General features: G+C 62.6%; 11 protein-coding genes and 1 pseudogene. 4 read left to right on the forward strand and 8 right to left on the reverse strand.

Going from position 1 to position 15,369, the window contains the following annotated elements:
- Positions 1-56 precede the first annotated feature (56 nt).
- Entirely contained in the window at positions 57-1,646 is a 1,590-nt protein-coding gene (locus C8K18_RS15170) for an ABC transporter substrate-binding protein (protein WP_107707968.1), read from the reverse strand.
- A gap of 488 nt (positions 1,647-2,134) precedes the next feature.
- Here C8K18_RS15170 and C8K18_RS33310 point away from each other — a divergent pair, with 488 nt between their 5' ends.
- The 4 genes from C8K18_RS33310 (at position 2,135) to C8K18_RS15190 (ending at position 6,552) form a co-directional block, all read left to right on the forward strand.
- Positions 2,135-2,278 (forward strand): hypothetical protein, encoded by a 144-nt coding sequence (locus C8K18_RS33310; RefSeq protein WP_165919855.1) that lies wholly within the window; start codon positions 2,135-2,137, stop codon positions 2,276-2,278.
- Between the two features lie 126 nt (positions 2,279-2,404).
- The gene (locus C8K18_RS15180) at positions 2,405-3,613 is read left to right on the forward strand and encodes an LLM class flavin-dependent oxidoreductase (protein ID WP_107707969.1); all 1,209 of its coding nucleotides are present in this window, start codon (positions 2,405-2,407) and stop codon (positions 3,611-3,613) included.
- 256 nt (positions 3,614-3,869) lie between these two features.
- Complete coding sequence (locus tag C8K18_RS15185) at positions 3,870-5,495, forward strand: ABC transporter substrate-binding protein (RefSeq protein WP_107707970.1); 1,626 nt, start codon at positions 3,870-3,872, stop codon at positions 5,493-5,495.
- 34 nt (positions 5,496-5,529) lie between these two features.
- Positions 5,530-6,552, forward strand: coding sequence for an aldo/keto reductase (locus C8K18_RS15190; RefSeq protein WP_107707971.1), 1,023 nt, complete (start codon positions 5,530-5,532; stop codon positions 6,550-6,552).
- 115 nt (positions 6,553-6,667) lie between these two features.
- Here the strand turns inward: C8K18_RS15190 and C8K18_RS15195 are convergent, their stop codons facing one another.
- From C8K18_RS15195 to C8K18_RS15225, 7 genes and pseudogenes are all read right to left on the reverse strand, one after another.
- Positions 6,668-8,410: an ABC transporter ATP-binding protein gene (locus C8K18_RS15195; RefSeq protein WP_107707972.1), complete on the reverse strand. Its 1,743-nt coding sequence runs from the start codon at positions 8,408-8,410 to the stop codon at positions 6,668-6,670.
- Between the two features lie 2 nt (positions 8,411-8,412).
- Positions 8,413-9,390, reverse strand: a complete 978-nt coding sequence (locus C8K18_RS15200; RefSeq protein WP_107707973.1) for an ABC transporter permease — start codon at positions 9,388-9,390, stop codon at positions 8,413-8,415.
- Positions 9,391-9,448: 58 nt separating this feature from the next.
- Positions 9,449-10,429: an ABC transporter permease gene (locus tag C8K18_RS15205; RefSeq protein ID WP_107707975.1), complete on the reverse strand. Its 981-nt coding sequence runs from the start codon at positions 10,427-10,429 to the stop codon at positions 9,449-9,451.
- Between the two features lie 13 nt (positions 10,430-10,442).
- The gene (locus tag C8K18_RS15210) at positions 10,443-12,041 is read right to left on the reverse strand and encodes an ABC transporter substrate-binding protein (protein ID WP_107707977.1); all 1,599 of its coding nucleotides are present in this window, start codon (positions 12,039-12,041) and stop codon (positions 10,443-10,445) included.
- 285 nt (positions 12,042-12,326) lie between these two features.
- Positions 12,327-12,674, reverse strand: coding sequence for a DUF3088 domain-containing protein (locus C8K18_RS15215; RefSeq protein WP_006051635.1), 348 nt, complete (start codon positions 12,672-12,674; stop codon positions 12,327-12,329).
- Positions 12,675-12,718: 44 nt separating this feature from the next.
- Positions 12,719-13,936 (reverse strand): annotated as a pseudogene (locus tag C8K18_RS15220) (acyl-CoA dehydrogenase family protein).
- 306 nt (positions 13,937-14,242) lie between these two features.
- Entirely contained in the window at positions 14,243-15,337 is a 1,095-nt protein-coding gene (locus tag C8K18_RS15225) for a PHB depolymerase family esterase (protein ID WP_107707979.1), read from the reverse strand.
- Positions 15,338-15,369: the final 32 nt, after the last annotated feature.

Below are 15,369 nucleotides of genomic sequence, written 5' to 3' on the forward strand. Positions count from 1 at the left end.
GGATGCGCGAGACCGGCATGCACGGCGCGTTCAGTTCGGATCGGCAGCCAGGCGATTCAGCGTTCGATATACAGGTCGGCGAAATTGCCGCGTATGCCCTCGCCGCCCGGCGCATAGTTCTTCACTTTCCTGGACGAAATCGTGATGTTCGGATTTGCACCGAACTCGACGGACGGAATATCGTCGTGCACGATCTGCTGAAACTGCATGAAGAGCTGGCGGCGCTGGGCATCGTCGGTAGCGACGGAGGCTGCCTCGAGCAATCGGTCTACTTCCGGATTGGAGTAGTGCGCGGCGTTCGAGAACGGCAGACCGATCTTGAAGTTCTTCGACCAGAACACTCGCTGAACTCCGACGGTCGGATCGAAGGTGTTCGAAAGCGCTTCTAGCGTGATGTCGAATGCGCGATCGGTGTACGCCCGCTTCACGTACGTGGCGAAGTCGTAACTTTCGATCTCGCCGTCGATCCCGATTCGCGCCAGCGATTGCCGGACGAAATCCGCCGCACGCGGGTCCTGGAACGGGTTGTACAGCAGCCGCAAGCCGAAGCGCTTGCCATCGGGTCCGCGCTTATAACCCGCTGCATCGAGGGCCGCGTTCGCCTGCGCGACGTCGTACGGAAAGTAGTGAATGTCGGCGTTGTGATACTTCGCGTTCGCCGTACCGATCGCGGCGGCCGACACCTGACCATATCCATACCAGACCACACGGTTCAGCGCATTGACGTCGAGCGCCTGCGAGATCGCCTTGCGGACCGCCTTGTCTTTCAGAACGGGCGTATCCAGGTTGAAAATCAACTGCTGATGATTGCTGTTGTACGCCCAGTTCGTCGTATCGACATTGAAGTTCGGCAGCGCGCTAAAGCGCTTCACATCCGATAGCGGGATGGCCTGGTCGCCGAGATTGGCAGCGCCCGACTCCAACGCCGCAGCGCGCGCCGCGCCGTCCGGCAAAAAACGCACAACGATCCTGTCGACGTAAGGCTTCGGCTTGTCCCAATAGTCGGGGTTGCGTTCGAGCACGATGTTGCTGCCGTGCACGAACGACTTGAATACAAACGGACCCGTGCCGACCGGGGCGCTGTTGTATGGGCTCGCCGCGATGTCGGTGCCCTCGTACAGGTGCCTCGGAATGATCGGCGACTCGGTGCCCGCGAGCGCCGTCAACAGAAACGGCGCGGGCCTGGAAAGCTCGATGACTGCGGTGTAAGGGTCCGGCGTTTTCACGTCGGTCACGTTGGCAAACGTGCTTCGCCCCCGCGGATGCACCTGCTTTAACGTCAGGATCGAAAAGGCAACGTCGGCGGACGTGAAGGGCTTGCCGTCATGCCACTTCACACCGCGACGCAGATTGAACCGGTATTGCAGTCCGTCCGTGCTGACTACCCAGGAAGTGGCGAGCAGCGGCTTCGGGTTGAGGTTCCTGTCATACGTCAGAAGGCCCTCCACCACCTTGGGGCCGATCTCCGCATTGCCCCCGGCCGTCGTAGTGAGAGGAACAATGGAAGCCGGCTCGGGCGTCACGAGCCAGGTCAGCGTTCCACCGTGGTCGGGCGCGGCGCTCGCGCCCGCAGGCACGATCCCGATGAATGCGCTCGCCAGTAGCGCGACAAGCCGGATCGCGCGTGCCCTGTGTGTCGTTTTCATTGTGGTCCTCTTGTTGTCTTTTCGTTGTCGTTGTCGTTGTTGTCGTTTTGTTGTCGTTTCATTGGGCTGGCGCGGGTGCGTGCTGCGGCGCTATTGGGTCCGACTCTCGCGTCTTGAGCCGGTTGGACTTGAGATCCGGATCGTTGCGCGCGGCTTCGCGTTTCGCAAGCCAGGCAGCGCGCTTTTGCACGAGATACTCGTTGAGCGTCGTCATGTGTGAGCGGTTGAAATGATGGGTGACTGGACAAGGCTAATACGCTGCACAGCATAGCCAGCCACTCCACATGAGCGAACCAAGCGATTCTTCTTTGCTTACGCTTTTGCGTTATTTCCGGCGCTGCCCAATTGCGCGAGCAGATAAGGATAGAAATTATTGTTCGTTGTCCGATGTGTCGACTTGCCGGTAAGTTTTGAGGGCTCCGGTGCGACTGCCCGAATGCGACGCCCGACCCTGAACTTCGTCTGTCACAGCATCGGATATATCCGTCATGACCGGTTTTTTCGCGCCATTGGCGCTCATCCGCAACACCGGGCGGGTCCACACGGTGCATGACCCGGTGCGCTGGAAGTACGCGGTGATCGGCGACTTCTATCCGAATGGTGTGCGGCCGCCCGCGACCGGCAAAACCTGACGCGCTGCGCCCAGGCATGCGCTTAGGCTGCATCGCCGTTGATCGCGCCGCCATCCGGCCGAAGAGCGAGACCTGACACGCGCCACGCCGAACCGAACCGCCACGTTCTCTACACCGATTATCGCCATGACCGACACCCTTCTCGCCGCCGCACCGCAAGCATTAGGACAAGCGCCGGACGCCACGTCTTTCGTGCCGGTGCGCTCGCCCGCCGACTTCCCTGCCAGTCCCGTTGCATGCGCGCTCGAACAGCCGCTGCTGCTCGGGCTCTTCCTGCCAATTCAGGCGGGCGGCTGGAGCGCGTCGACGCTGCCGCGCACCACCGACTGGAACTTCGACTACAACCTCGCGCTGGTGCAGAGAGCCGAGAGCCTCGGTTTCGATCTCGTCTTCGCCCTCTCGCAGTGGCTCCCCAAAGGCGGCTACGGCGGCGTGTTCAACGGCGAGGCGCTCGACTCATTCATGTCGCTCGCGGCCATGACCGCGTGCACCGAAAAAATCATCCTGGTCGCAACCAGCCATGTGCTGTACGGGCCGTGGCATCCGCTGCATTTCGCAAAGTTTTGCGCGACGCTCGATCACATTTCGAAGGGACGCTGGGGCATCAATGTCGTCACCGGGCATCGGGCCGTCGAACACGAGATGTTCGGCTGGCATCGCATCGAGCACGATCGCCGCTATGAGCTGGCGAGCGAGTTCCTCGACGCCGTGCAACAGCTATGGGCACAGCCCGATAACTTCAGCTTTGCGCCGCCTTTGTCGAGCTGGAGGCTCGACACGGCGTTCGTCACGCCGAAGCCGCAATACGGCCGCCCGTTGCTCGTCAATGCGACCGGCTCCGATGCGGGGATCGAGTTCGCCGCCCGCTATTCCGACGTGGTGTTCATCACGAGTCCCGCGGGCTCGGAGATCGAAGCGGCGCTCGCCGCCTTGCCCGCGCACACGGCGCGTGTGAAGGCCACTGCGGCGAAGTATGGCCGCAAGATCCGCACGCTGATCAATCCCATGGTGATTTGCCGCGAAACGGCTGCCGAAGCGCTGGCCTATCGCGACGCGATCGTCGCGCATGGCGACGAAGGCAGCTTCCATCGCTTCGAAAGCGACGCGCACGCGTGGCGTGGCAATCCCGAACAGCGCAATCAGGCAGCCGCGCGCGCGGTGGGGGGCAACATTTCGATAGTCGGCTCGCCGCAGCAAATCGCCGATTACATCGTGCGGCTTCACCGGGCCGGTATCGACGGCGTGCAATTGAGCTTTTTCGATTTCCAGCCGGACCTCGAATTCTTTGGCGCACACGTGTTGCCGTTATTGCGCGAAGCCGGTCTGCGCTACTGATCCCGGACCCATCCCCCACTTTCTCTTTACGTCATGGCGAGACGCATGAGCCGACTCTGGTACACCCGCTGCCCCGCTCCGACTCCATTCGGCATTGCCGTACAGAAGGGCTGGCGTGGTGCTCTGGCGCGACGCGATGCAACGGCTTCGGCTTCCGTCTGAGGCGTCGCCACTCCGCTGCCACTCCGCTGCCACTCCGCTGCCACTCCGCTGCCATTGCGCTGCTATTCATCTCCTCTTTCTATCGAACCGTAAGATGCTTGCTCTCATCTCGCAGGCGGCGCCGCGTCGTCGCGGCACCTCGTTGTTGCTCAGCGCGCTAGGACTCGGCACCGCCCTGCTGATCTCGCTCTCGTCTTCATACGCAAGCGCGCAGACGCCTGTGCGCGGCGGCACCCTGAACTTCGTCGTCACGCCCGAGCCGACCGCGCTGGTGGATCTCGCCACGACCGCGACCAACGTGCTGAAGGTCAGCGCGAAAGTCGTCGAAGGACTGCTCGAATACGACTTCTCGTTGCAGCCGAAGCCGTCGCTCGCAACTTCATGGGACATCAGCGACGACAGCCGCAAGTATGTGTTTCATCTGCGGCACGGCGTGAAATGGCATGACGGCCAGCCGTTCACCTCCGCCGACGTCGCCTATTCGCTGCAGACACTGCGGCAGGTGCATCCGCGCGCCAAGACAACCTTCGCGAATGTGACCGCCATTACGACGCCCGATCCGTACACGGTCGTCATCACGCTGTCGAAGCCGGCGCCGTATCTGATCAAGGCGTTCTCTTCGTCGGAGACGCCGATCGTGCCGAGGCATCTGTACGAAGGCAGCGACCCGCTGACGAATCCCGCCAACAACGCGCCGATCGGCACGGGGCCATTCCGCTTCGTCAAATGGGTGCGCGGCAGCTACATCGAATACGCCCGCAACGACGACTACTGGGACAAAGGCAAGCCGTTCCTGGACAAGATTGTCGTCAAGATCATTACCGATCCTGCGGCGCGCACCGTCGCCTTCGAAGACGGCTCGATCGATCTGAGCGGCGACACCCCGGTGCCGCTGTCCGACCTCGCGCGGCTGAAGAACAGCCCGAAGCTCGCACTCGACTCGCGCGGCTACGAGTTCCAGGCCGGCGTCACCCGCATCGAATTCAATCTGGACAATCCGGTACTGAAGAACCTGCAGGTTCGCCAGGCGATTGCATCGGCGATCGACCGTGAAGTGATCCGCAAAGTGATTTTCTACGGCTACGCCACGCCGCTTGCCAGCCCGATCATTCCGTCGAATCCTTACTACGATCCCGCGCCAACGCCGTATCCATATGACGTGGAGCGCGCCAACGCGCTCCTCGATGCAGCCGGTTTTCCACGCAAGGCCGACGGCACACGCTTCGCGCTGACGGTCGATCCGTTGCCGATCGGCGAGCTGCCCGCTCGCACCGCTGCCTACGTGAAGTCGGCGCTCGCCAGAGTCGGCATTGCGGTCACCGTGCGCAGCCAGGACCTGCCCGCGTATCTGAAACGCATCTACACCGACCGCGACTTCGATTTTTCGATCAACGGCATGAGCAATCTGTTCGATCCGGTGGTCGGCGTCGCGCGCCTCTACACGACCGGCAACTTCCGGCGCGGCGTGCCGTTCACGAACGGCTCGCACTACAGCAATCCGCAGATCGATCGATTGTTCGCACAGGCGGCCGAAGAAACGGACGAGGCGAAGCGCAAGCAACTGTTCTCGCAGATCCAGCAGATTCTGGAGCGCGACCTGCCCGACCTGAATCTCGTCGCTCCGCGATACCTCACCGTGTATTCACGCGCGGTTCACAACCATACGACTGGCCCGGACGGGGTCTCGGCAAGCTTCGCCGACGTCTGGCTGCAACGTTGAAACGATCCCCACTCACTCTGACGGAACTGTACTCATGGAATATAGACAACTCGGCCGCAGCGGCATCAAGGTTTCCGCGCTCACGCTCGGCACGATGATGTTCGGCGGCCCGACCGACGAAGCGACCTCCGCGCGCATCATCGGAGAGGCGCTGGAGCAAGGCGTCAATTCGATCGACACCGCGGACGTCTACGGCAAGGGAGAATCGGAGCGCGTAGTGGGCCGCGCGATCGCCGCGCAGCGCGAGCGCTGGGTGCTCGCCACCAAATTCGCCAACCCGCTCGACGAACGCGACGTGAATGCGCGAGGCGCGTCGCGCAAACACATCCAACGCGCGGTCGAAGCGAGCCTCACGCGCCTCGGCACCGACTATATCGACGTGCTGTACCTGCATCGCGAGGATCATTGGACGCCCGTGGAAGAATCCGTGCGTGCGCTCAACGATCTGATCCGCGCCGGCAAGCTGCGCTACTACGGGCTGTCGAATCATCGGGCGTGGAAGATCGCGGAATTCGCGCATACGGCGCAGGCCCTCGGGCTCGACGCGCCTGTCGCAAGTCAGCCGCTCTACAACATCGCCAACCGCCAGGCCGAAGCCGAACAGCTGACGGCGGCGCACCGCTACGGTCTCGGCGTGATTTCGTACAGTCCGCTCGCCCGTGGTGTGCTGACCGGCAAGTACGAACCCGGCGCGGCCCCTCGCGCCGACACGCGCGCGGGCCGCAGCGACAGGCGTCTGCATCAGACCGAGTGGCGGCCGGAATCCATCGAACTGGCCCGCCGAGTCGGTGAGCATGCGCAGGCGCGCGGACTGTCGGCGGGTCAATTCGCGCTTGCGTGGGTGCTCAATAGCCGCTACATCAGCTCGACCATTGCCGGACCGCGCACCGAGGCGCAGTGGCAGGACTATTTACCCGCGCTCGGCTACCGCTTAAGCGCGGAAGACGAAGCATTCGTCGATTCGCTCGTTACCACGGGCCATCCATCGACGCCGGGTTTCAACGATCCGGGGCATCCGTTCTTCGGGCGCCTCGTTCGTCATGGCGACACAACGTAAGACGGCAACCGGATTCGAGTGGACATGACCGGGCACGACGTGATCGCCGGTCAAGCCGGCATCAAGCTCATTCCGTTGGAGTCGTCACGGGCGCGAGCGATTCGAGGCACCCGCCTCACGCGGCCCGCGCGTCCTCGGACTTGCGGCCCGGTACTGCGTCGAGCAACGTGCGTGTGTACGGATGCTGCGGCGCACGCCAGATCTCGCGATGGTCGCCGCTTTCGACAATCCGTCCGGCCTGCATCACATGCACCCGGTCGGCGATATAGCGCACCACCGACAGATCGTGCGAGATGAACAGATACGCAAGTCCGAGATCGCGTTTGAGGTCGACGAGGAGGTTGAGAATCTGCGCCTGAATCGACACGTCGAGCGCGGACACCGGTTCGTCGCAGATCAGAAGATCGGGCTCCAGCACGAGCGCGCGTGCAATGCCGATGCGTTGCCGCTGGCCACCGGAAAACTCATGCGGAAAGCGCTGCTGCGCGCTGCCCGGCAAGCCCACTCGGTCGAGTATTGCCGCAATGCGCGTGCGGCGTCGCCGTGCATCGCTCACACCATTGACCACCAGAACCGTGTCGAGGATTTCGCCGACAGTACGCCGCGGATTGAGCGACGCATACGGGTCCTGAAACACCATCTGCACGTGGCGGCGCAAAGGCCGCAACTCGCGCTCGCGAAGCGGCACGAGATCGGTGCCCCGTAAGCGGATCTGGCCGCCCGAGGCCGGCACGAGCCGCAGAATGGCTTTCGACAGCGTCGACTTTCCACAACCCGACTCGCCGACCAGACCCACCGTTTCGCCGGGTGCGATCTGGAGGGACACGCCGTCCACTGCACGCAGCGTCGTCTTGCCATGACGCTGCGGATAGTCGATCCGGACGTCGTGCAGCGAGAGCAACGGCGCGTCGACGCTTGCGGCGTTGTCCGCTTCGTGCCGCGCGTCGTCTTCGCTCGAGTACGGCGCGCGCGGGATCACCGAAAAGGCTGCGCTGCCGTCGTCCGATCGAACATGACGGATCTCCGGCAATTTCCAGCCGCGATAGTGCAGATCGTCGACGAGATTCAACGACGCGCCAAGCAGCCCGCGCGTGTAGGCATGTTCGGGCCGCGCGAAGAGTTGCACAGTGGCCGCCTGCTCCACCACCCGGCCCGCCAGCATGACCGCGACGCGATCGGCGTGTTGTGCGACCACGCCCAGATCGTGCGTGATCAGCAGCAACGACATGGACAGTTCGCGTTTCAGGCCGTCCAGCAGTTCGAGAATGCGCGCCTGGATCGTGACGTCGAGCGCGGTAGTCGGTTCGTCCGCAATCAGCAGGCGCGGCCGGCATGCCACGGCCATTGCTATCATCACGCGCTGCCGTTGGCCGCCGGAAAGCTCGTGCGGATAGTCGAACACGCGCCGTTGCGGCTCGGGAATGCGCACAAGGTCGAGTAACTCCACGGCCCTCTTCCATGCCGCGGTTTTAGACAGGTTCTCGTGCTGACGCAATGTTTCGACGATCTGTGCGCCGATCGACAGAACCGGATTGAGCGAAGTCATCGGCTCCTGAAAGATCATGGAGATCTGCTGGCCGCGCACAGCGCGTATCTCTGAGGCGGACAGATCGAGCAGATCGCGGCCATCGAAACGCACGCTGCCGCTCACACGCCCCGGGCTGGGTACGAGGCGCATCAGCGATAGCGCGGTGGCCGACTTGCCGCAACCCGACTCGCCCACCAACGCGAGCGTCTCGCCCCTGGCAACCTCAAAACCGATTCCACGTACCGCTTCGTGCGCGCCGAAGCTGACGCGCAAATCGCGCACTTCGAGCAGGTTGTCGGCTTTGCTCACGCCTTCGGTCCTTGCGTTCATGGTCAGGTACGCTCCCGCAAACGCGGATTCAACGCGTCGTTCAGGCCGTCCCCGAGGAGGTTCAACGCCAACACGGCGACGACGATCGCAGTGCCCGGAACCGCCGTCAAATACCACGCCGTTCGCAACGAATCGCGCCCCGCGCCGATCATGGCGCCCCAGCTCACGACATTCGGATCGCCCATGCCGAGAAACGACAGCGACGACTCGATCAGGATCGCGCTCGCCACCATCACCGAAGCGGTCACGATCACCGGCGGCAGTGCATTGGGCAAAATCTCGCCGAATATGATGCGCGCATTGCCGAAGCCCTGAGTGCGCGCCGCCAGTACGAAATCGGCCTCGCGTAGCGTGCGAAACTCGGCGCGCACGATTCGCGCGACAGTAGGCCACGACGCGATGCCGATAGCGAGCGCAATCACCTCCACACTCGGCCGGCCAATCGCAACGATCACGATCACCAGCAGGAACGAAGGAATAGTCTGGAACAGCTCGGTTACTCGCACCAGCACGTTGTCGACCAGACCGCCGAAGAAGCCGCCCACCGCGCCCACCAGCGTACCGATGAGCAGCCCGATGCCAGCCGCCGACGCTCCGATCAGAAGCGACACGCGCGTACCGTGAGCAATGCCCGCGGCCACGTCGCGACCAAGAGAATCGGTGCCGAGCCAGTATTGCGGATCGCTGCCGGGCCATTCGAAAGGCGCGGCGACCATGTCGAGCGGATCGCCGGGAAACAGATGCGGTGCGGCGAGCGCCAGCACGATGAAGGCAGCGAGCAGGACAAGACCGCTCAACGCCGACGGATTGCCGGCGAGCGTGCGCAGCACGCCGCGTCCGCTGCGCCGTGACAATCCGGCGGCAGCGATCCGCTCACGGCGCTGGCCGAACAGCGCACCGGCCAGTTGACGCCGCCATGAAGACGATCCGGCAGACTGCTTCGGCGTCGTCGAAATGATATTGGAGGATTCGGAAGCCATTGCGTCTCTCAGGTGAATAACGGTTCAGCGACAGCGAACAGATTCAAAGGCACACTGCTTAGGCGATACGCGGATCGAGCCAGGCCTGCAGCAGGTCCACCAGCACGTTGGCGACAATCACCAGCAGCGAAGACAGCAGCAATACGCCGAGCAGCACGCTGAAATCGCGCGCCATCACCGCATCGAGGGCGAGACGGCCAAGGCCTGGCCAACTGAACACAGTCTCAGTGACCGCCGCGCCACCGAGCAACGTGCCGAAGTGAATGCCGACCATGGTCGTCAGCGGCATGAGTGCATTGCGCAGCACGTGACGCACCGTGACACGCCACGGGTGCAGTCCCTTCGCCTGCGCGGTGCGGACGAAATCCTGGCGCTGCACTTCGAGCATCGCCGCGCGCGTGAGCCGCGCGTAGATTGCAATGAAGAACGTCGACAGCGTCGCGCCAGGAAGCAACACGTGTTTTGCCGCATCGGCGAACCAGGCAAAGCCATGCAACTGGACGCCGAGCGTTACGTTCCCGCCGCTCGGCAGCCAGCCGAGGTGCACTGAAAACAGCACGATGGCGAGCAGCCCGATCCAGAATCCAGGCGTCGAATAGAACAGTAATGCCAGCACCGACAGCACACGATCCGGCCACCGGCCTACCCAATGCGCCATGACGGCGCCGAGCGTGACGCCGACCGCGATCGCGAACGTCAACGCCACGCCCATCAGCAGCAGCGTATTGGGCAGGCGTGACAGGATCAACTGCATGACGGGCGCGTCGTAGCGCGGCGAATAGCCGAGGCTGAAGTGCGCAAGATGAGTCAAATACGACCACAACTGATGCAGCACCGGCTGGTCGAGCCCAAACTTCGCACGCAGTACCTGCATCGTCTCCGCCGTCGCCGAGCCGGATTCGCCGGCGAGCACATCGGCGGCGTCGCCGGGCATCAGCTTCAGCAGGAAGAAGTTGAAGATCACGATGCCGATCACGGTCGGCAACACCTGCCACGCTGTCCGCCGCGCAACCGCTCCGAAACGCACACTCCGGCTCATGCTGGATCTCCTGTCACGCGCTGAGAAAGACATCCGCAAGATTGCCCTCGAGGCCCTGTGCGGAAACGGTGTGGTTGCGCACGCGCCGGTTCGCCAGCGTGATCATGCGCGGCGCCACGAGGTTGAGAATGGGCAGATCGCGATACACGATCTGCTGAAACTCCTGATAGAGCGCGACGCGCTTGCCTTCGTCGGTCTCGACGGACGCGCTTTCCAGCAGCCGGTCCACGTCGGCGTTGCTGTAATGCGGCGCATTGGAGAACGGCACGCCCGGGCGGATGTTTTTCGACCAGTACAGACGCTGCACACCCACGCTCGGATCGAACAGCGTATTCACGCCGATACTCGTGAAATCGAACTGACGGTCTGCATAAACGCGTTTCAGGAACGCGGGAAGATCCTGTGAACGCACCGTCACGTCGATACCGACGCGCGCCAATGCCGACTTCACGTAGTCAGCCTGACGGCGATACATATCGCCATAAGGCAGGAAGTCGTGCGTCAGCCGGAAGCGCACGCCGTCCTTGCGCGGATAGCCCGCCGCGTCGAGCAGTTGCTCCGCCTTCGCGATGTCGAACGCATAGGGCGAGAGCTTTGCGTCGTGATAAGGCGATCCCGGTGTGATCGGCGTCGGCGAGATGTCCGCGTAGCCATACGCGATCGTGCGCTGCACGACCTGCGGATTGATCGCATGGGCAATGGCCTGGCGAACTTTGAGGTCCCTGAGGATGGGATGATCGAGATTGAAGTCGATCTCCGACAATGGCTCGAGAAACCGGTAGCCGCGCGTCTCGGTGACGAGTTGCGGCAATTGCGAGAGGCGCGGCAGATCGGTCAACGGCACGGGGTTTTCGCCGCCCAGGTCGAGTGCGCCGGTTTCGAAAGCCGCCGAGCGCGCCGCCGCGTCCGGAATCACCTTGAACACCAGTGCGTCGATATACGGCTTGCCGGCATCCCAGTAGTCCGGATTGCGTTCATAGACGATGCTGGCGCCGCGTGTCCATGACTTGAAGCGGAACGGCCCTGTGCCGATCGGCGCGCTGTTGTGCGGGTTCGTCAACGGATCGCCGCTTGCATACAGGTGCCTGGGCACGATGGGAGATTCGCCTGCGGACAGCGCCTTCAGCAGGAACGGTGCGGGCTTCGACAATTCGATGATCGCGGTGCGGGCATCCGGCGTGACGACGCGTGTCACATTGGCGAAGGTGCTGCGACCGCGTGGGTGCACCGCCTTGAGCAGCTCGATTGAAAACGCAACGTCTGCCGACGTAAAGGGCTGACCGTCGTGCCATTTCACGTTCTGACGCAACGTGAAGCTGTATTGAAGACCGTCGCGACTCACTGTCCACGCAGTCGCAAGTTGCGGCTTCGGTCGCAGATCGAAGTCGTAAGCCAGCAGGCCTTCGAGTACCTTCGAACTGGCGACGAGCGCGGGGCCGGTCGTCTGAAAGATCGAGACGAGGACCGGCGGCTCAGGGTTGATCAGCATGTTCAACGTGCCGCCCCTTCTCGGCGCGACGTTGCCGCTTTGCGCGAGTGCCCATGCAGGCATGCCGGCTGACAGCGTTGCGGCCGTCGAGATCAGAAACTCGCGTCGGTTAAGTCCCGCCATTTGATGCAGATCCTTTATGTCGATGCGCTGCCTCCGGTTCGAGGGCCTATTCCATCGCCGGCCATGCAGCAACGCACACGATAAAGCCGCTGCCGCGCCAAAAGAACCAACGGTTGCGCATAAGCAAAGCACGGCACCGACGATAGAACCAGGCGCGCCTCCGGGAGCTTGCTCATCTGCGCGGCGACTTCTGTCGTTAACGCTTCCCCTTTTTTCGACCGCACAAAGCAAGGCGGGCGCGGCGACCACCCGGTCATCCGCGCCCGCATTTCAACGCCGTTGTATTCAATGCACCTTGGGAAAACCGTGACGTTCGGCGAGCAGGTCCAGAATGCGGCGAGTATCGGTCACGAAGCGCTTGTCGCCCAGCACCTGTGCATCGGCAGGCGCGGGTTGTTCGTCGCCGAAAATCAGCACAGGCAGCCCCTGGTGGTCAGCGTCGAGCGCTGCGACCACTTCAGCGCGCGGACGTGCAAACGCCACCCTGCGAATGTCGAGGCGCGCGTTGCGCGGCGCATCGCTCGCGAGCAATCCTTCAATGGGCGCGCCCGCCGGACAGATGAAGCGCTCGCCCGGATACTTGGGGTCGGTGAAGCCCGGTTCCAGCAATAGCAGCAAGTCTCGTCGGCTCATGGTGTTCCGTGACGGCAAGTGGATAAAAACGAGGCACGGCCGCGCTAGAACACGCGACCTTCGGTGAGATGCGTTGTCACGCCGTTCAATTCGTAGTCGCCGATCACTCGCGCTTTGTGAAGCAGCGGATTGTGGCTGAATATGGTGCGTAGATTGCGCCAGTGGCGATCGAAGTTGTGTGAGCGCGCAGTCGCCGACGCACCACCGATTTCGAACAGCCGCTCGGCCGTATGCAGCGCGAGCTTGCTGACGACAAGCTGGGTCTTCGCGGTTGCAAGCGCGCCTTCCAGCACCAGTTCTTCGGCGTTCGCCGCGCCGTTGCGGATCGCATTCGCCGAGCGGTCGAGCGTGCGTGCATTCTGCTGCACGAGCGCGTCGATCGAGTGGCTGTGCGCCGCAATGTCGCCCACCACCTGCTGCACGAAGCCATCTTCGCGTGAAGACGGAGCGGGACTGTGAAGCACCGGACGGCCATGCTGCACGACGTAGCGTCAAGCGTCGGCGAGAATATTGCGCACAATTCCCGCAGCGACGGCAACGAGATGCAACTGTCGCAACGCGCCACCGTGCCGACCCGGGAGGGTCCCGTAACCGCGTGCGGAGATCTCGTGCGCAAAGACCTGCACATTGTCGAGCAGAAGACTGCCGCTCGCTGTCATGCGCTGTCCCATGCCATCCCAATCGTCGACGACCTGAAGGCCTTCACGCGATACCGGCACAATGAACGATACGTTTTCGCCGTTCAAGTCCTGCACGTTGATACGCGCATAGTCCGCGAACGCCGTACCGGTCGAGTAATACTTCTTGCCGGTCACGCGGAAATGCTCGCCGTCGCGCACGAGCCTCGTGACAATTTCGCCGGGCCGCGATGTGCCCAGTTCCGTCGATGCGCCGCCGAAAATCGCGCCTTGCCTTACCCGTTCGATCTGCGTGTCGTTAAACGACGAACGCGGCGACAGCAACAGTTGCTCAGTCTGATCGTAGTGAATCCGTAGAGCGTGCGCGACGTTCGACTCGTGAGCTGCCAAAGTACTCACGACATGAAAGAGATCTTCGAGCGATCCGCCAAGGCCGCCCCACTCGACTGGAAATCGCAGCACACCCAGCCCCGATGCACGAAATAGCGCGAAGCGGTCCAGCGGCAATTCGCGCCGCAATTCGCGCCCGGCCGCATCTTCTCCGATTGCCTGCGCGAGCGCGGGCAATGCTGCAAGCGCACTTTCGAGTTTCGAGCGTTTAATGGTGTCCTGAGACGCCTGCATAGACTGGTTTCCTTTTGCTACCGCACACATCTTGAGATGGCCACGGCGGAAGGCCGCGCCACCATCGTTGACGAATTCACGCCGTATACGTGGGTTCGACGCAGCAGTATAGGTGTGCAGCTTTCGAGACAGAACCAGCGAATCAAGCTATGAATATGCGCGATTCCGAAATGCGAATCGCCGATAAGGATTGGTGAATTTGTTATTGGAGTGGCAGGCATCGAGTGCGTACTCGATGCCGGTCAGCGAGCGAGGCGCTCGACTCCATCATGTAGCCGCACCACTGCCGATTGCGAGTAGCGCGGCTTACCCGCGTCGCGGATGGTCAAGAAAGAAGCGAAGCATTTCCGCACTTGCGTCCGGCCCGGCAGGGTCCGTGTAACTGCCTCCTGCGTTCCCGCCTGCCCATGCGTGCCCGGCGCCATGAATGGTCCAGAGTTCTGCGTCGATGCTATCGGCGGAATGCAGTCGGCAGACAGTGCAGGCGCGCCGGCCCTGGTAGATCCGGTGCCCTTCGCTAGGGTCGTCAGGCCGTGCATCGAAGCCGTGCAGAAGCCGGGTGGCATTCGCGATGTTGACTGTGGCATCGGCGTCACCGTGAAAGACGATGACGGGCCGTTTCGGTGACAAGCGCTCATTTTCTGGCGTGTGCCGTGCCCCACGCGGACGTTTGCCCCCTTTCATCGCCGCCAGCGCGGAGGGTAGATCGTGCGCGCACCCTGCCGGAAGACCGGAATGAACGCCGGCCGCGGCGTACAGTTCGGGGTATTCGGCGATCATGATCGCCGCCATTGCGCCCCCCGCGGACATGCCCGCGACATACACGCGCGTGGGATCGACGCTGTGAGTGGAGATGATTTCGCGCGTGATGCCAGCAATCAACGACGGCTCCCCGCGATCGCGCTGCTGATCGTCCGGTTTGAACCAGTTCCAGCACTTTGACGGATTCGCCTGCGGCGGTTGCACCGGATAAGCAACGAGAAACCGATGCCGATCGGCAAGCGCATTCATTTGTGTGCCTGCTGCGAAGTCGTCGGCGTCCTGCGTGCATCCGTGCAGCATCACCAGTAATGGCAACGGTTCGCCCACGGCCCCCGCTGGCACATACAGCCGATACTGGCGGCGACCGGCGGCATTCGCATACGCATGGGTGCCGAAATATCCGCGGTCTTCCACGTCAATGCAGTCTTCTCGTGCGCCACGCGCGGGAGTCTCACTTACGTTTGCAGGAGCGAAATCCGCGGACACTGGGCCGTTTTCTCGTCGTGCCGAGTTATTCGGTGTGCCGATGTCGCCTCGCAGCGCGCGTTGTATCGCTTCTGTCGCTTCCGCAACGCCGCGTGTACGCAGCAGGGTCATCGCATCGTGCATCGAGTTCAAAAAGCCTTCATTGAGTTTCATTAATTTCCCACTTTCTGATGTTGGCTTCGGCC

The organism is Paraburkholderia sp. GV068 (assembly GCF_003058125.1).
Classification (GTDB): Bacteria; Pseudomonadota; Gammaproteobacteria; order Burkholderiales; family Burkholderiaceae; genus Paraburkholderia; species Paraburkholderia graminis.